Raw genomic sequence first — 16691 nt, 5'->3', positions numbered from 1 at the left:
AAGGCCTCAGGCGACGGCGCGGAGCGGGGTCTGCTCGTCCAGGAGCGCCGCGGCGCCGGCCAGGAAGGCGTCGATCCGCCGCAGCCGGTCGGCGGTGCGCCGCTCGATCGCCGCGAGCCGGTCGGCGCGGCGCCGGGCGTCGTCGACGATCCGGTGGGCCCGCGCGCGGGCTTCGGCGGTACGCCGGTCCGCGTCCTCCTCGGCTTCCCGGACGATCGCGGCCGCGCGCTCCCGGGCCGTCGCGACGATCCCGTCCGCTTCGGCGTGCGCCAGTTCGAGCAGGTGCCGCACCCGGTCGCCGACCGCGGCCGGATCGGCGGGGGTGCGGCACAGCCGGTCGACGCGGGCGCTCAGCTCGGCGTGCCCGGCGCGGGCCCGTTCGAGCTGCCGCGCCAGGTGCTCGGCCTCGGTGACGGCGGCGTCGCGGTCGGCCGTGAGCAGCCGGATCTCGGCGAGGAGCTCGTCGATCCGCTCGTCGACCTGCTCACGGTCGTAGCCCCGCACCTGCAGCGCGAAGCTCTCGGGCAGAGGCAGGGGCAGGGGCGCCGTCATCGGGCCACGGCCGGACGGCGCAGCAGTTCGGCAAGGCCGTCGGCGTCACCCGCGGTCCGGAGGCGCACCGGGTCGGGCCGTCCGACCGTGTGGTCGTCCTGGTGCAGTGCGGTGACGAACCGCGCGACCCGGCGCGGCGGCGGGACGACGGTGGGGCCGCCCAGGTAGCGCAGGACGATCAGGTCCTCGCCCGAGTGTGTCTCGATCGCCGCCGCCCAGCCGCGCTCCTCGTCCCACAGCAGGGCGACATCGCGGTCGGGGTAGTGCGGCAGCCGCGTGTCGAGGGCGACGTACGCCGAAACCGGGTGGTCGTGGTCGACGGTGCACGACTCGAGGCCGATGCCCAGCTCGGCGGTCACGCTGCGCAGGTAGTCGAGCAGCGGCGGGACGGCGGGGTGCTGGTAACCGGTCGGGAATCCGATCGATGCGGTCACGGGGGCGCGAAGCCTTTCTCGGGTGCGGAGCGGCCGGGCCGCTCCTGGGTTCGGCAGGCTCTTCGCTTTCTAGCATGTCATCGAAACGATGACAAGAAAGATGTCGCCGGATAGACGACGTATTGTGCCCGGTTCGCCGGGATTGAGCAGCCTGACACCGGGGTACCCGATCGGGGGACTGCGGAGGATCCCGCGGCGGAACGCGGAAAGCGAGGCGGCGTTGAGCATTCTGATCGACTTCGAGCGCGACACGGAGTTCTCGTTCGAGCGGCGGTTGCGCGGCTACCTGAGTGCGGTGGCCCGGGCGGTGGGGGTGGGACTGGAGTCCTGCACGCTCGACGCGGGTACGCCCGCGGCCGCCTACATCGCCCTGGACTGGCGCTTGTCCCGGTTCCCCGGCCACGACCTGGCCCTGGTCTGGGACGAAGTCCACGGCTGGGCGGCGGCGATCGAAGACGCCACCGGCGAGGCAGCGACCGTCCTGGCCCACCTCGGCGGGGAGATCTTCCCCGAACCCCGCGCGGTGGTCCGCTTCCTGGCGGCGATCCGGGCGGGCGACCCGGACGCGGGCACGCTGGAAGCCCCGGTCCTCCGCGAGCCGGGAAACCACGAGCAATTGCTGGCGCTGGTCCCGGAGATGGCGCCCGTCGGCCGCGGGTGAGTTCTTGCGGCACTTCTTTGCAGCACAATGGGGCGAATGGGGAAACTGACGGCGGAGGCCGTGGTCGACCGGATGGTGCCGCGGACTCCGCGCCTCTCGCCGGACGGCCGGTGGGTGGTGTTCGTCAGTGCCCCGGTCGGCCGGGCGGGGAAGCATCCGGACAGCGCTCTGCAGCTCGCTCCCGCGGACGCCGGGGAGCGACCGCGGGAACTCGCCCCCGCGGCGGCGGAAGACCGTGAGCCGCGCTGGTCACCGGATGCCGAATGGGTCTACTTCCTTTCCGACCGCGCCGAGCGCGGTACCGCGCAGGTGTACCGGGTGCGACGTGACGGCGGTGCGCCGGAGCGGCTGACGGACCGGCGCACCGGGGTTCGTGACTACGTCGTGCTGCCGGACGGCGGCGGGCTGGTGCTCATCGCGCCGGAGGAGACCGACCGGCTGGCCGATCCTCGGGTGCGTGTTGTGGAGGGGGGTCTCGACCGGGTCCCCGGTGCTGCCGGCCCAGCTCCTCGAGCCACCTGGGACACCGTCGAACGCCCTGATCGGCTCTGGCTCCTCGACCCGGCCACCCTCGCCACGCGTGCCCTCGGCGACTTCGGCCGGCGGCACGTCGTCGAAGCCGCGCTCCGGCCGGACGGAACGACCCTCGCCGTGCTCACCTGGTCCGTCGCCGATCGGGATCCCGGGCTCTTCGAACCCGGCCTCCACCTCCTCGACGTCGCCACCGGCGCGCGAAGCGAGCTGGGCGTCCCGGCACTGGAGGCGTCGTCGCTCACCTGGTGGCGGGACGAAGCCGGCTGGCGGCTCGGTTACCTCGGCCTGACCCCGCCCGCCTTGATCGGCGGCCAGGCCGTGTTCGAGGTCGACGGCGACGGCACCCACCGGAACCGCACCGCCGGGGCGAGCCGCTGTCCGACCGAGCTGGCCGGAACCGGCGGTGGCCCGCCGCTGGCGTTGTTCGCCGAAGGACTGGACACCACCGTCCGGCGCCTGGAGCCCGCCACGGGAACCTTCGCCGAGCTGACCCGGGCCCGGGGCGGCCTGCAGTTCCTGACCGTCGGCGGCGGGAAGATCGCCGCCGTCGCGAGCACCGCGGCCGAGCCCGACGCCGTCCACGCGGGACCGCCGGAAGGCCCGCTGACCCGCCTCGGCGAACCCCCGCTGCGCGGAATCCGCCTCGGCACCCAGGAACGCCTGTTCTACCGCGCCGAAGACGGCCTGGACCTCGACGGCCTCCTGATCCTCCCGCCCGGCCGGACCCGCGACGACGGCCCCTTCCCGCTCGTCACGCTGGTCCACGGCGGCCCGTACGACCGCTACGCGGATCGCTTCCACCTCGCCTGGTACCCCTCGGGCCAGTGGCTGGCGGCGGCCGGGTTCGCGGTGTTCCTGCCGAACCCGCGCGGCGGCCTCGGCCACGGGCACGCCTTCGCGGCGAGCGTCGCCGGGGACGTCGGGGGAGCGGAGTTCACCGACCTGCTCGCCGGGGTCGACCTCCTCGTCGAGGAGGGCGTCGCCGAGGAAGGCCGGCTCGGGATCGGCGGCGGGAGCCACGGCGGGTTCATGGCCGCGTGGGCGGTTTCGCAGACCGATCGCTTCGCCGCGGCGCTTGTCAGCGCCGGCGTCATCGACTGGCCCCTGCTCGCCGCAACCGGCGATCACACGCGGTTCGAAGCCGCCCTCGGCGGCCCGGAGAACAGCCCGATCACCCACGCCCACCGCATCCGCACCCCGGTCCTCATCCTGCACGGCGAGGATGACACCAACGTCCCGCTTTCCCAGGCCCAGCTCCTGCACCGCGCGCTCCGGGACCGCGAGCACGAGTACGTCGTCTACCCGCGGGAGAACCACTCGATCCGCGAACGTGGCCACCAGCTCGACGTCCTGCGCCGCACGCGGGAGTGGTTCTCCCGGTGGCTCCCCCCGGCTTGACCTCCGGCCGCCCGGGGTAGAAACCGCCGTTCCGGGTAATCGCCTGGATGACCAGAACCCGGGTGTACCGCGACGGCGTGCTGCAGAAGGAAGACTTCCCCGTCGAAGACGTCTCGGAGTTCCTGGCCGAGCCGGGGACCGCGGTGTGGGTGGACCTCTGCGCGCCGACCGAAGCGGATCTGGCCGAGCTGGCCGGGGAACTGGGCCTGCACCGGCTCGCCGTGGAGGACGCGGTTTCCGAGCACCAGCGGCCCAAGCTCGACCGCTACGACGGCCACGCTTTCCTGGCCGCCTACGCTGTGCGCTTCGACGCGGGGACCGGCCGCGTCACCACCGCCGAGTTCGGCGCCTTCGTCACGCCCCGGGCGTTGGTGACCGTGCGCAAGGACGACGGCTTCGCCATCGAGCCGGTCGTCCGGCGCTGGGACCAGGCCGGGGAACTGGCGAAGTCCGGTGTGCCCTTCCTGGTGCACGGCCTGCTCGACCACGTCGTCGACGGGCAGTTCGAGGCCGTGCAGGCACTCGACGACGAAGTCGAAGCCCTGGAGGACCTGGTCTTCGACGACCGCCCGGATTCCTCGGAACTGCAGCGCCGCTCGTTCACGCTGCGCAAGAGCCTGACCGCGCTGCGCCGCGTGGTGCTGCCGATGCGGGAAGTGATCAGTTCGCTGATGCGGCCGGACCTGAAGCTGGCCGACGAGCTGACCCGGCCGTACTTCGAGGACGTCCACGACCACGCCCGCCAGGCCGCGGAGCAGACCGAGGCGCTGCGGGAGCTGATCGCCACGGTCCGGGAGACGCAGCTGAACCTGCAGGGCAACCGGCTGAACCTGATCATGAAGAAGGTCACCGGCTGGGCCGCGGTGATCGCGGTGCCCACCGCGGTGACGGGGTTCTACGGCCAGAACGTGCCGTACCCGGGCAACGGCGCGCCGAGCGGGTTCTGGACCTCGACGGCCGCCTTGCTGGTGCTTTCGGTGGGGCTGTACGCGTTGTTCAAGCGCAAGGACTGGCTGTGAGGCGCGCGCCCGCGACTCCACAGTGGAGTGTCCATACCGGACGCTGAATCCGGGCACGGCGAAGCGCGGCGACAGCGCCGGGGCGCGTGCCACCGAACTACGGAACGGCGTTCAGCCGAACGGGTCAATGCGGCCGGATGGCCTGGGGGAGAAGGAAAGGCTTCGAGCACCGCCTGGGAAGCGCGCGTGAACACGGGCGCGGCTGGTTGCTCAACCGTTGCCCCTCAGCTTAGTGCAGCTGCACTATGCTGGGCCATCCGGTGTGCACAGCGGACGGCGCCGGCGAACGAAGAAACGGGTGACGGATGAGCGGGGCAATGGTCGACGGTGTGCGCCCGGGTGCGGGGGCGGACGCCTCGGGCGTGGGCGAGGCCGGCGAGCAGGAGCTGCGCCGGCTGCTGGCCGGCCTGACCGCCGTCCGCGACGGCGACTTCGGCATCCGGCTGCCCGGCGGGGCGGACGGCCTGCTCGGCGAGATCGCCACCGTCTTCAACGGCATGGCCGACCAGCTGTCGCTGTTCACCTCCGAGGTCACCCGCGTCGCCCGCGAGGTCGGCAGCGAGGGGCAGCTGGGCGGGCAGGCGAAGGTCCCCGGCGTTTCGGGCACGTGGAAGGACCTCACCGACTCGGTGAACGCCATGGCCGGCAACCTGACCACCCAGGTCCGCGACATCGCGCAGGTGGCCACCGCGGTCGCGAAGGGTGACCTGTCGCAGAAGATCGACGTCGACGCCCGCGGTGAGATCCTCGAGCTGAAGGACACCGTCAACACGATGGTGGATCAGCTGTCGTCGTTCGCGGACGAGGTCACCAGAGTGGCCCGCGAGGTGGGCAGCGAAGGCCGCCTCGGCGGGCAGGCCCAGGTCCCCGGCGTCGGCGGCGTGTGGCGCGACCTCACCGACTCGGTGAACTTCATGGCCGGGAACCTGACCGACCAGGTCCGCAACATCGCCCAGGTGACGACGGCGGTCGCCAAGGGCGATCTCTCGCAGAAGATCACCGTCGACGCCCGCGGTGAAATCCTCGAACTCAAGAACACGATCAACACGATGGTGGACCAGCTGTCGTCGTTCGCCGACGAAGTCACGAGAGTGGCCCGCGAAGTGGGTACCGAGGGCCGGCTGGGCGGCCAGGCCGACGTCAAGGGCGTCTCGGGCACCTGGCGCGACCTCACCGACTCGGTGAACTTCATGGCGGGCAACCTGACCGACCAGGTCCGCAACATCGCCCAGGTCGCCACCGCGGTGGCGAGCGGCGACCTGTCGCAGAAGATCAACGTCACCGCCCGCGGCGAGGTCCTGGAGCTCAAGGACACGCTGAACACGATGGTGGATCAGCTGTCCGCGTTCGCGGACGAGGTCACCCGGGTGGCGCGAGAGGTGGGCACCGAGGGCCGGCTGGGCGGCCAGGCCGACGTCAAGGGTGTCTCGGGCACCTGGAAGGACCTCACCGAGTCGGTCAACGTCATGGCCGACAACCTCACCGCGCAGGTCCGCTCGATCGCCCAGGTCACCACCGCGGTCGCCCGCGGCGACCTGTCCCAGAAGATCCGCGTCGACGCCCGCGGCGAAATCCTCGAGCTGAAGGACACCATCAACACGATGGTGGATCAGCTGTCGGCGTTCGCGGACGAGGTCACCCGGGTGGCGCGCGAGGTGGGCACTGAGGGCAACCTCGGCGGCCAGGCGACCGTCCGCGGCGTGTCGGGGACGTGGAAGAACCTCACCGACAACGTCAACGTCATGGCGTCCAACCTGACCGGCCAGGTGCGCTCGATCGCCCAGGTCGCCACGGCCGTCGCGCGCGGTGACCTGTCGGGCAAGATCACCGTCGAGGCCAAGGGCGAGGTCGCGGCGCTGGCCGACGTCATCAACACGATGGTCGACACGCTGTCGGCGTTCGCGGACGAGGTCACCCGCGTGGCCCGCGAAGTCGGCACCGAAGGCATGCTCGGCGGTCAGGCACGCGTGCCGAACGTCGCCGGCACCTGGAAGGACCTCACCGACAACGTCAACTCGATGGCGAACAACCTCACCGGGCAGGTCCGCAACATCGCCCAGGTGACCACCGCCGTCGCCCAGGGCGACCTGACCCGCAAGATCGACGTCGACGCCCGCGGCGAGATCCTCGAGCTCAAGACCACGATCAACACGATGGTCGACCAGCTCTCGGCGTTCGCCGCGGAAGTCACCCGCGTGGCGCGCGAGGTCGGCAGCGAGGGTCGCCTCGGTGGCCAGGCCGAGGTCGAAGGCGTGTCCGGCACGTGGAAGCGGCTCACCGAGAACGTCAACGAGCTGGCCGGGAACCTCACCCGGCAGGTCCGTGCCATCGCTGAGGTCACCAGCGCGGTCGCCGAGGGCGACCTGACCCGGTCGATCACCGTTGACGCCTCCGGCGAGGTCGCCGAGCTGAAGGACAACATCAACTCGATGGTCGAGTCGCTGCGCGAGACGACGCGGGCGAACCAGGAACAGGACTGGCTGAAGTCGAACCTGGCCACCATCACCGGGCTGATGCAGGGCCGCCGCGACCTCGCCGTCGTCGCGGCCGCGGTGATGGACGAACTCGTCCCGCTGGTCAACGCCCAGTACGGGGCCTTCTACCTGGCCGACGACACCGCCGAGGTGCCCGAGCTGCGCCTGGTCGGCGCGTACGGCCACCCGGACGACGGTGACGGCCCCGCCGTGCGGTTCCGGGTCGGCCAGTCCCTGGTCGGGCAGGCTGCGCGCAGCCGCCGCCCGATCGCGATCGACGACGTGCCGCCCGGCTACGCGACGATCTCGTCCGGCCTCGGCAGCACGGCGCCGGCCAGCCTGATCGTGCTGCCGATCGTCGTCGAGGACCAGGTGCTCGGCGTGCTCGAACTGGCGTCGGTGCACGGCTTCACAGCGGTGCACCGGGCGTTCCTCGAACTGCTGATGGAGCAGATCGGCGTCAACGTCAACAGCATCGTCGCCAACGCCCGCACCGACGAGCTGCTCGGCGAGTCGCAGCGGCTGACCGCGGAGCTGCAGACCCGGTCCGAAGAGCTGCAGGCACGCCAGGAAGAGCTCCAGTCGTCCAACGCCGAGCTGGAGGAAAAGGCGGCGCTGCTGGTCACGCAGAACCGCGACATCGAGACGAAGAACCTCGAGATCGAGCAGGCGCGCCAAGAGCTGGAGGCGCGCGCCCAGCAGCTGACGATCGCGTCGAAGTACAAGTCGGAGTTCCTGGCCAACATGAGCCACGAGCTGCGCACCCCGCTCAACAGCCTGCTGATCCTCGCCCAGCTGCTCGCCCAGAACCCGACCCGCAACCTCACCGCGAAACAGGTGGAGTACGCGGGCATCATCCATTCCGCGGGCTCGGACCTGCTGCAGCTGATCAACGACATCCTCGACCTGTCGAAGGTCGAGGCCGGGAAGATGGACGTCACCCCGGAGCAGGTGTCGGTGCGCCAGCTCATCGACTACGTCGAGGCGACGTTCCGGCCGATGACCTCGCAGCGCAACCTGGACTTCCGGATCACCGTCGCGCCCGGCTCGCCGGCCGAGCTGCTCACCGACGATTCGCGGCTGCGCCAGGTGCTGCGCAACCTGCTGTCCAACGCGGTCAAGTTCACCGAGATCGGCGGGATCGAACTGCACATCGAACCGGTGGAACCCGAGCGGCTGCCCCGGCCGCTGCGCGTGCACGGGCCCGCGCTCGCGTTCCGGGTCACCGACACCGGCATCGGGATCGCCGAGCACCAGCTCGAGTCGATCTTCGGCGCGTTCCAGCAGGCCGACGGCACGACCAGCCGCAAGTACGGCGGCACCGGGCTCGGCCTGTCGATCAGCCGCGAGATCGCCCAGCTGCTCGGCGGCGTCATCACCGCCGAAAGCACCCTGGGCGAGGGCAGTACGTTCACCTTCTCGCTGCCGGTCGCGCGGCCGGACTTCGCGTCGCTGCCGGCGGGGGAGCAGCCCGGCAGCGCCCTCGCGACGACCGCTTCAGGTCGTGCCCTCCCGTCGTCGGGCCCGCGGGCGTACCGGCGGCTGCTGGTCGTCGAGGAACGCCAGCACGGGCTGCTGACGCTCGTCGCCGAGAGCGCGGCGGCCGACCTGGCCGACAGCCGGGACATCGGGCTCTCGCCCGCGGACGTCGAAGTCGTGACGGCGGTCGGCACGCAGGAGGCCGCGGCCGCGCTCGCCACCGAGGCCTACCACTGCGTGGTGCTCGACCTGGACCTGCCGGACCGGACCGCGTTCACGTTCCTCGACGCGATGCAGGGCGACAGCGCGCTGCGGCTGGTGCCCGTGCTCGCGCACAACAGCCGCCGGCTCGACAGCGAACTGGAACAGCTGGTGCAGTCGCGCTCGGACGTCCAGTCCCTGGAAGTGCTGTCCGGGCTGGACGAGCTGCGCGAGCGGATCGCGCTGCACCTGTCGGCGGAGGAACCCGGCGCGGTGCTGCCGCTGGTCCGCCCGGACGAGCCGGCCGGGCCGGTGCAGGCCGCCGATGTCGACACCACCCTGGCCGGGCGCACGGTGCTGATCGTCGACGACGACCCGCGCAACGTCTACGCGCTGACCGGGATCCTGGAGCTGCACGGGATGCACGTGCTGCACGCCGAGGACGGCCGCAAGGGCGTCGAGACGGTCGCGTCGCACCCCGGCATCGACCTGATCCTGATGGACGTGATGATGCCGGAGATGGACGGCTACACCGCGACCGCGGCGATCCGGGCGATGCCCGAGCACGCCCGGATCCCGATCGTGGCGGTGACGGCGAAGGCGATGCCGGGCGACCGGGAGAAGAGCCTCGCGTCGGGCGCCACCGACTACGTCACCAAACCCGTCGACGCGGACGACCTGATCGGCCGGATCAAGCGGCACGTGACGGCGTGATCGGGGACGAGCGGTTGCCTGCCGAAAACCAGGGCCTGCCCGTGCTGCCTTCGCCGTCCGAGGTGTCGGCCAACCTCGCCCGGCTCGCCGACACCGTCGCCCGCCTGCGCGGCGAGGTCGACCACGCCCACGCCGTCGCCGACGGCCGCGGGCTGATCGAGCTGGCCAAGGGTGTGCTGATGGAACGCCTGCACTGCACGCCCTCGGACGCGGCGAAGCAGCTGGAGTCGCTGGCGGAGCGCTCCGGGATGACACCGCTGGAGTTCGCCGCGGACGTCGTCGGCGAGGCGGCCGAGGACCGCATCACCGAGGTGACGCAGGAATTCCTGGCCCGTGCGGACGGCGAGAAGTCCGTCGCGGTGCGGCTGCGGACCGCCGAGAGCGGCGTGCTCGCGGCGGGGGACACCCAGCGCGTCGCGGAGTCCATTCTGGAGCACGCCCTGCGGCCGCTGGGCGCGACCGCCGTCGCGGTGTGGCTCGCCGGGCCGGACGGGTCGCTGACGCTGGCCGGTTCGGCCGGGTTCTCCGCCGAGGAGGCCACCCGCTGGTGCTACGTCCCGCCCGGCGTGGCCACGCCCGCGCGCAGCGCGCTGCTCGAGCGCGACACCGTCTGGTTCCCCACGCTCGCGGGCGGCGGCCTGCCCTCGATCGGGCAGCACACGCTGGCCGGCGGCGGGCGGGTCACCATCCCGACCGGCACCGGCGGGCGGATCATCGGCGTCGTCGAGATGTGCTGGCCGGAGCCGCTGCCCGCGGAACCGGGCCGGCAGCTCCGCCAGCTGGAGGCCCTGGCCGAGCTCTGCGCGCACACCCTCGACACGTGGGACGGCGTGATCACGCCGGTGGCGGTGTCAGGCCACTCCGGTGACTTCCTCGGCGAGCTGGTCGACTTCATCGACGGCCTGCACGACCCGGCCGTGCTGCTTTCGCCGTGCCTCGAGGGCGGCCGGCTGAGCGACTTCCGGATCCACCACGCCAACGTCCGGTTCGCCGACCCCGGCGGGCGGCCGCGCAGCCGGATAGTCGGCACCCGGCTGCTGGAGGCGTACCCGCTGGCGGCCGAGGAGAGCGGCCTGCTCGACAAGATCCAGCGCGTCTACGCAACCGGCGAGCCGTTCCGCGCCGAGAGCATGGCGGTCACCACCGTGGTCGACCAGGTGCCGCTGACCGTGCTCACCGACGTCAGCGTCACGCGCTTCGCCGGGAACGTGCTGCTGATCCTGCGCATCCAGGAGGACGCGGCGAAGCTCGCCGTGCTGCTGCAGCACGCCCAGCGGCTCGGCCGCATCGGCGGCTTCGAGGAGAACGTGGTCAACGGGGTGATCACCTGGAACACCGAGCTGTTCTCCTTGTACGGTCTGCCGCCGAACGCCACGCCGCTGTCGCTGCACGAACTGGCCACGCACGCGCACCCCGACGACGCGCCGTCGATCGGCCGGTTCCTGCGGGCGGTGCTGCACCACAAGCGCCCGTCGTCGACGGCGTTCCGGCTGCAGCGCTCCGACGGCGTCGCCCGGCACATCCGGGTGGTCGCCGAGCCGGTCGTCGACGCCCGGGGCGAGCTGGTCGCCGTCCGCGGCGCCTACCAGGACGTTTCGTCGCAGCACTGGACCGAGGTGGCGCTGGCCGCCACGCGGGACAGGCTGGCCGAGACCGAGCAGGAGGCGATCGAGCGGAACCGGCTGGCGCTGCAGCTGCAGCACGCGATCATGCCGCCGGCCAAGGGCCCGATCGACATGCCGGGCCTGCGGGCCGCGGTCCGCTACCGCCCGGCGGAGAAGGAGCACCTGGTCGGCGGCGACTGGTACGACGCGGTCGCCCTGCCGACCGGCGAGGTGCTGCTGTGCGTCGGCGACGTCGCCGGCCACGGCATCGACGCGGCGACCGGGATGGTGAGCCTCCGCAACGCGCTGCGCGGCCTCGCGGCGACCGGCGCCGGGCCTGCCCAGCTGCTCACGTGGCTGAACCTGGTGGCCTACCACCTCACCGACCACGTCACGGCGACCGCGGTCGCGGCGGTCTACGACCCGGCGAGCCGGATGCTGCGCTGGGCGCGGGCGGGGCACCTGCCGCCGATCGTCCGCCGCCGCGACGGGTCGGCGACGACGCTGCCGCTGATCCGCGGCTCCCTCCTCGGCGCGGTCCGCGACGTCACCTACCAGGAGGAGGAGGTCCAGCTGGCCGAGGGCGACATCCTGCTGATCTACACCGACGGCCTGATCGAGCGCCGCGACCGCCCGGTGCAGGATTCGGTGTCCCGCTTGGTCACCCTGGTCGACGGCCACGACGGCGGCCTCGAGAACCAGCTGGACCGGCTGCTGACGTACAGCACGGCGGACACCGACGACGACACCTGCGTGGTCGGCATCGAGGTCACCTCGAACTGAGCCGTGCTGCCCGGCGGCTCCGGCAGCGGCCGCTCGGGTTCGCCGGGCAACCGCCCCCGGCGCCCGGGCAGCGGCGCCCGGCTCAGGGGTTGATGGCCAGGACCAGGAAACCCGCCAGCAGCACCAGGTGCACGCCGCCCTGGAGACGGGTCGCGCGGCCCGGGACCACGGTCAGGACGCTCACCACCACCGTCAGCGCCAGCAGCACGATCTGCGTCGAGCCCAGGCCGAGCAGCAGCCGGCCCGGCAGCCACACCGACGCCAGCGCGATCGCCGGGATGGTCAGGCCGATGCTCGCGATCGCGGAGCCGTACGCCAGGTTCAGGCTGATCTGCATCCGGTCGCGCTGGGCCGCGCGGACCGCCGCCAAGGTCTCCGGCAGCAGCACCAGCAGCGCGATCACCACCCCGACGAACGACTGCGGGAACCCGGCCGCGCGCACCCCGGCTTCGATCGCCGGCGACTCCACCTTCGCCAACCCGACCACCGCGACCAGTGCCACGAGCAGGAGCACGAGGCTGCCCAGCGCCGCGCGGCCGGTCGGCGGATCGGCGTGGTCGTCCTCCTTGACCGCGCCGTCGGCGGCCACCGGGAGGAAGAAGTCGCGGTGCCGCACCGTCTGCGTCAGCACGAACGTGCCGTACAGCACCAGGGACGCCAGCGCCGCGAAGGTCAGTTGCGTCGGCGAGAACTCCGGGCCGGGCGTGCTGGTGGTGAACGCCGGCAGCACCAGGCTCAGCGTGGCCAGCGTGGCCACCGTCGCGAGCGCGGCCCCGCTGCCTTCCGGGTTGAACAGGGTCGAGCCGTAGCGCCGCGCGCCGACGAGCAGCGAGATGCCGACGATGCCGTTGGTCGTGATCATGACGGCGGCGAACACGGTGTCCCGCGCGAGCGAGCCGGTCTCCGGGCCGCCGGAGACCATCATCGTGACGATCAGCGCGACCTCGATGACGGTGACCGCGACCGCGAGCACGAGCGAGCCGAACGGTTCCCCGACGCGGTGGGCGACGACTTCGGCGTGGTGCACCGCGGCCAGCACGGTCGCCCCGAGCGCGACGGCGACGATCGCCACGAAGACCGGGCCGGGGTCGCGGCCCCAGGTGAGCGCCAGCACGAGCACGCCGAGCACCGGGGTGACGGAGGTCCAGGACAGCAGAAAGGATCTCAGCGCGGCGACCATGCCTCCACCCTCGCACACCGGCGGTCACGTCGCGTGTTCGTCAGGGGATTCTCACATTTCCGGCTCAGTCCACTGTGGACGATCGGGGGACGGTGTCGAGGACGTGCTGGCGGAACGTTTCGCTGGGCGGCGGGAGCGTCCGCCCGGCCGCCCAGGCGAGCCCGATGTCGCGGGCAGCGTCCACATCGGTCAGTTCCAGGTGTGGCGCCGGGAACGCCGCCGTGTGCGGGAGCGGCAGCACGGACACGCCGAGCCCGGCGGTGACGAGCCCCCGCAGCGTCTCGACCTCGTCGCCCTCGAACCCGATGCGCGGGGCGAACCCGGCCTCGGCGCACAGCCGCTCGGTCGTCTCGCGCAGGGCGTAGCCGGGCCGCAGGAGGATGAAGGTTTCGTCCGCGACGTCGGCGAGGCGGACCCGGTCGTGTCCGGCGAGCCGGTGGTGCGGGGGAACGGCCAGCCGCAGCGGCTCGACGAGCAGGCGGGACCAGTGCAGCTGGGGGTGCCCGGGGTCGCCGCTGGTGATGACGAGGTCCGCGGTGCCGTCCAGCAGTTCCCCTTCGAGCCCGGCCTCGCCGTGCTGGCGCAGCTCGAACCGGGTGCCGGGGTGCTCGCGCAGGAAGCCGCTCAGCACGGCGGGCACGAGCCAGGTGCCGAACGTGTGCAGGAAGGCCAGCGGGACGACCCCGGCGCCCGGCGCGACGATCTCGCCGACTTCGCGCAGCCCCTGGTCGAGCTGGTCGAGCACGAGATCGACGTGCCGCTTGAAGGCGTGCCCGGCCGGCGTCAGCCGCAGCAGGCGCCCGGAGCGGCGGAACAGCTCGGCGCCGGCCTCGTGTTCGAGCCGCCGCAGGGCGCGGGACAGCGCCGGCTGGGTGAGGTGGCCCCGCAGCGCCGTCTCGGTGACCGTGGCGCCGGCCGCGACCTGGCGGAAGAGCCGCAGGGTCTGGACGTCCATGCCTCCAGTGTATGGAAATTCAGCCAATCAGGCATTGGACGCATCGGTCGGCGCAGGCCACGCTGGAGGTATGGCAACCGTGGCAGAACAACTGGTCAGGACCCTGCGGGACGCGGGTGTCGAGCGCATCTACGGCATCGTGGGCGACAGTCTCAACCCCATCGTCGACGCCGTCCGCCGCACCGACGGCATCGAGTGGGTCCACGTGCGCCACGAAGAGACCGCCGCCTTCGCCGCGGCGGCCGAAGCGCAGGTCACCGGCAAGCTCGCCGTCTGCGCGGGCAGCTGCGGGCCGGGCAACCTGCACCTGATCAACGGCCTGTTCGACGCGCACCGCTCGGGCGCGCCGGTGCTGGCGATCGCATCGCACATCCCGTCGAACCAGATCGGCACCGGCTTCTTCCAGGAGACCCACCCCGACCGGCTCTTCGCCGAATGCAGCCACTTCAGCGAGCTGGTCGCCGAGCCCGCGCAGCTGCCGCGGCTGCTGCGGATCGCCACGCAGACCGCCGTCGGCAAGGGCGGCGTCGCGGTGCTGACCATCCCGGGCGACCTCGCCGACCGCAAGGCCACCGGCCCGCTCACCGAGCGCCTCCCGCTGGTGACGCCCTCGCCCGCGGTGCCTTCTTCCGAGACGGTCCAAGAACTCGCCGACCTGCTGAACTCCGGCGAGAAGGTGATGCTGTTCGCCGGCGCGGGGGTCCGCGGCGCGCACGAAGAGGTCATGGCGCTGGCGGAGAAGCTCGCCGCGCCGGTCGGGCACTCGCTCGGCGGCAAGGAGTGGATCCAGTACGACAACCCGTTCGACGTCGGCATGAGCGGCCTGCTCGGCTACGGCGCCTGCTACGACGCGATGCACGAAGCCGACCGGATCGTGCTGCTGGGCACGGACTTCCCGTACGACAACTTCCTCCCGCAGGCCCGCACGGTGCAGATCGACCACGACCCCGCGCGCCTCGGCCGCCGCACCCCGCTGGAGCTGGCCGTGCACGGCGACGTCCGGGAGACGCTGCGCGCGCTGCTCCCGCTGCTGCGGCCACGCCCCGACCGGGCGTTCCTCGACCGGATGCTGCGCGAGCACGTGCGGAAGCTGGAAAAGGTCGTCGGCGCCTACGCGACGAAGATCGAGCACCGGCGTCCGATCCACCCGGAGTACGTCGCTTCGGTGCTCGACGAAGTCGCCGCCGACGACGCGGTGTTCACCGTCGACACCGGCATGGGCAACGTCTGGGCCGCGCGATACCTGACGCCGAACGGCCGCCGCCGCGTGCTGGGTTCGTTCCGGCACGGCAGCATGGCGAACGCGCTGCCGCACGCGATCGGGGCGCAGCTGGCCCGGCCGGGCCGCCAGGTCGTGTCGCTCTCGGGCGACGGCGGGCTCGCCATGCTGATGGGTGACCTGCTGACGCTGCCCGCCTACGACGTCCCGGTGAAGGTCGTGGTGTTCAACAACGCCACGCTGGGCATGGTGAAGCTGGAGATGCTCGTCGACGGCCTCCCGGACTTCGGCACCGACCACGCGCCGGTGAACTTCGCGGCGATCGCGGCCGCCTGCGGCGTGTTCTCCGAGCGCGTCGAGGACCCGGCCGATGTGCGCGGCGCGCTGGAAAAGGCGTTCGCCCACCCCGGTCCGGCGGTGGTCGAGGTGGTCACCGACCCGAACGCCCTGTCGATCCCGCCGCGGATCACCGGCGAGATGGTGCGCGGCTTCGCGCTGGGCGCAACGAAGACCGTGCTCAACGGCGGGGTCGGCAAGATGGTCGACCTGGCGCGGGCCAACCTGCGCAACACCCCGCGGCCGTAGCTCCGGCCGCAGTCCACTGTGGATCGGTGACTACGGCGCCCGCTCGGTCCACTCCGGCAGGCGGACGCCGTGCAGCCCGCGGTAGGCCGCGCGCGCCGGGGGTGCCCAGCCGTCGAGGAGTTCCGCCGGTGGCTTGAAGACCTCGACACCGAGCGGGCGGCAGGTGTCGATCGGGTCGCGGGCGTCCGGGCCCCACAGCGGCACCGACAGATCGCCGCCCGGGCAGGTGGACAGCGCGCACAGCAGGTCGACCTCGGCGAAGAACTCGAAGTGGTCGCCCGGGCGCGCCGGGCAGGCCTTCATGAAGTACCGGTCCTCGTCGTCGAGGCCGGTGCACTGGAAGACGTTGAGGACGTCGTGCACGTCGAACTCGGTGAGCCCGAACGGGGCGACCGCGCGGACCAGGTTCGAGTGGCAGCAGAAGTCGAAGTCCTCGCCGGTGAGCAGCCGGTTGACGTACGGGTCACAGCGGGTGCCGAGCAGGTCGTGGACGCGGCCGCCGTCACCGTCGGCGCCGTAACCGGCGAGGGTGTCGGCGGTGATCGTGGCCAGCGGGCGCAGGAACGGCAGGGTCGACCACAGGCGGTCGAAGGTGCTGACGTGGGCGCGCTGCAGCTGGCGGGTGCGCGAAGCCCAGAACCGTTCGCGCGGGTCGTCGGCGTGCCACAGGTTGAGGTCGCCGACCTGCGGCCCGTCGACGGTCCGCAGGCGGCACAGGTGCCCGCGCGGCACCCGCCACGCGCGTCCCGAGCGGATCGGGACCTCGAATGCCTCGACGAGCTCCCGGCCGTTTTCCCCGGCGAGCCGCCGGTAGAAGGGCCGGTCGACATCGAGGGCGGAGCCTCGGTACGCGGCTGGGGGTGAAGCCATCGGCGGTCTCCCTCGTCGGTGGAGTGGCC

General features: G+C 72.3%; 11 protein-coding genes. 6 read left to right on the top strand and 5 right to left on the bottom strand.

The genetic code is table 11. The features are described 5' to 3' along the window. Positions 1–6: 6 nt before the first annotated feature. Together AB0F15_RS28650 and AB0F15_RS28645 are read right to left on the bottom strand one after the other, a co-directional pair. Positions 7–552 carry a hypothetical protein gene (locus AB0F15_RS28650; RefSeq protein WP_360276687.1) on the bottom strand — a complete coding sequence of 182 codons (546 nt, stop codon included), beginning with the start codon at positions 550–552 and terminating at the stop codon, positions 7–9. Next, entirely contained in the window at positions 549–986 is a 438-nt protein-coding gene (locus AB0F15_RS28645) for a DUF6292 family protein (RefSeq protein WP_360276685.1), read from the bottom strand. Before AB0F15_RS28645 ends, AB0F15_RS28650 begins: the two co-directional genes overlap by 4 nt. Positions 987–1206: 220 nt before the next feature. Between AB0F15_RS28645 and AB0F15_RS28640 the strand changes: the two genes are divergently transcribed. The 5 genes from AB0F15_RS28640 to AB0F15_RS28620 all read left to right on the top strand — a co-directional run bounded on the left by AB0F15_RS28640 (position 1207) and on the right by AB0F15_RS28620 (position 11853). After that, the gene (locus AB0F15_RS28640; RefSeq protein ID WP_360276682.1) at positions 1207–1647 is read left to right on the top strand and encodes a DUF6292 family protein; all 441 of its coding nucleotides are present in this window, start codon (positions 1207–1209) and stop codon (positions 1645–1647) included. 36 nt (positions 1648–1683) lie between these two features. Continuing rightward, positions 1684–3579, top strand: a complete 1896-nt coding sequence (locus AB0F15_RS28635; RefSeq protein ID WP_360276680.1) for a prolyl oligopeptidase family serine peptidase — start codon at positions 1684–1686, stop codon at positions 3577–3579. A gap of 47 nt (positions 3580–3626) precedes the next feature. Beyond that, positions 3627–4598: a magnesium transporter CorA family protein gene (locus AB0F15_RS28630; RefSeq protein WP_360276678.1), complete on the top strand. Its 972-nt coding sequence runs from the start codon at positions 3627–3629 to the stop codon at positions 4596–4598. A 317-nt stretch (positions 4599–4915) separates the two neighbouring features. Next, positions 4916–9466, top strand: coding sequence for a HAMP domain-containing protein (locus AB0F15_RS28625; protein WP_360276748.1), 4551 nt, complete (start codon positions 4916–4918; stop codon positions 9464–9466). Further along, positions 9463–11853, top strand: a complete 2391-nt coding sequence (locus tag AB0F15_RS28620; protein ID WP_360276676.1) for a SpoIIE family protein phosphatase — start codon at positions 9463–9465, stop codon at positions 11851–11853. Before AB0F15_RS28625 ends, AB0F15_RS28620 begins: the two co-directional genes overlap by 4 nt. An 82-nt stretch (positions 11854–11935) precedes the next feature. Here AB0F15_RS28620 and AB0F15_RS28615 read toward each other — a convergent pair whose 3' ends face one another. Next, positions 11936–13033: an ionic transporter y4hA gene (locus AB0F15_RS28615; RefSeq protein WP_360276673.1), complete on the bottom strand. Its 1098-nt coding sequence runs from the start codon at positions 13031–13033 to the stop codon at positions 11936–11938. 64 nt (positions 13034–13097) lie between these two features. Next, positions 13098–13988 carry a LysR family transcriptional regulator gene (locus AB0F15_RS28610; protein WP_360276670.1) on the bottom strand — a complete coding sequence of 297 codons (891 nt, stop codon included), beginning with the start codon at positions 13986–13988 and terminating at the stop codon, positions 13098–13100. Positions 13989–14058: 70 nt separating this feature from the next. Here AB0F15_RS28610 and AB0F15_RS28605 point away from each other — a divergent pair, with 70 nt between their 5' ends. Then, positions 14059–15792 (top strand): pyruvate dehydrogenase, encoded by a 1734-nt coding sequence (locus tag AB0F15_RS28605; protein WP_360276667.1) that lies wholly within the window; start codon positions 14059–14061, stop codon positions 15790–15792. 30 nt (positions 15793–15822) lie between these two features. On the opposite strand, the gene AB0F15_RS28600 is transcribed toward AB0F15_RS28605, so the two are convergent. Next, on the bottom strand, positions 15823–16662 hold the full coding sequence (locus AB0F15_RS28600; RefSeq protein ID WP_360276664.1) for an urea carboxylase-associated family protein: 840 nt from the start codon (positions 16660–16662) through the stop codon (positions 15823–15825). Positions 16663–16691: the final 29 nt, after the last annotated feature.

The organism is Amycolatopsis sp. NPDC026612 (assembly GCF_040638285.1).
Lineage (GTDB): Bacteria > Actinomycetota > Actinomycetes > Mycobacteriales > Pseudonocardiaceae > Amycolatopsis.
This window is presented reverse-complemented; position numbering and strand designations above follow the sequence as displayed.

What these genes read in the sequence shown, in the direction of transcription:
- AB0F15_RS28650 (WP_360276687.1), bottom strand. Translation starts at nt 552, where the DNA reads ATGACGGCGCCCCTGCCCCTGCCTCTGCCCGAGAGCTTCGCGCTGCAG.
- AB0F15_RS28635 (WP_360276680.1), top strand. Translation starts at nt 1,684, where the DNA reads ATGGGGAAACTGACGGCGGAGGCCGTGGTCGACCGGATGGTGCCGCGG.
- AB0F15_RS28630 (WP_360276678.1), top strand. Translation starts at nt 3,627, where the DNA reads ATGACCAGAACCCGGGTGTACCGCGACGGCGTGCTGCAGAAGGAAGAC.
- AB0F15_RS28625 (WP_360276748.1), top strand. Translation starts at nt 4,916, where the DNA reads ATGGTCGACGGTGTGCGCCCGGGTGCGGGGGCGGACGCCTCGGGCGTG.
- AB0F15_RS28615 (WP_360276673.1), bottom strand. Translation starts at nt 13,033, where the DNA reads ATGGTCGCCGCGCTGAGATCCTTTCTGCTGTCCTGGACCTCCGTCACC.
- AB0F15_RS28610 (WP_360276670.1), bottom strand. Translation starts at nt 13,988, where the DNA reads ATGGACGTCCAGACCCTGCGGCTCTTCCGCCAGGTCGCGGCCGGCGCC.
- AB0F15_RS28605 (WP_360276667.1), top strand. Translation starts at nt 14,059, where the DNA reads ATGGCAACCGTGGCAGAACAACTGGTCAGGACCCTGCGGGACGCGGGT.
- AB0F15_RS28600 (WP_360276664.1), bottom strand. Translation starts at nt 16,662, where the DNA reads ATGGCTTCACCCCCAGCCGCGTACCGAGGCTCCGCCCTCGATGTCGAC.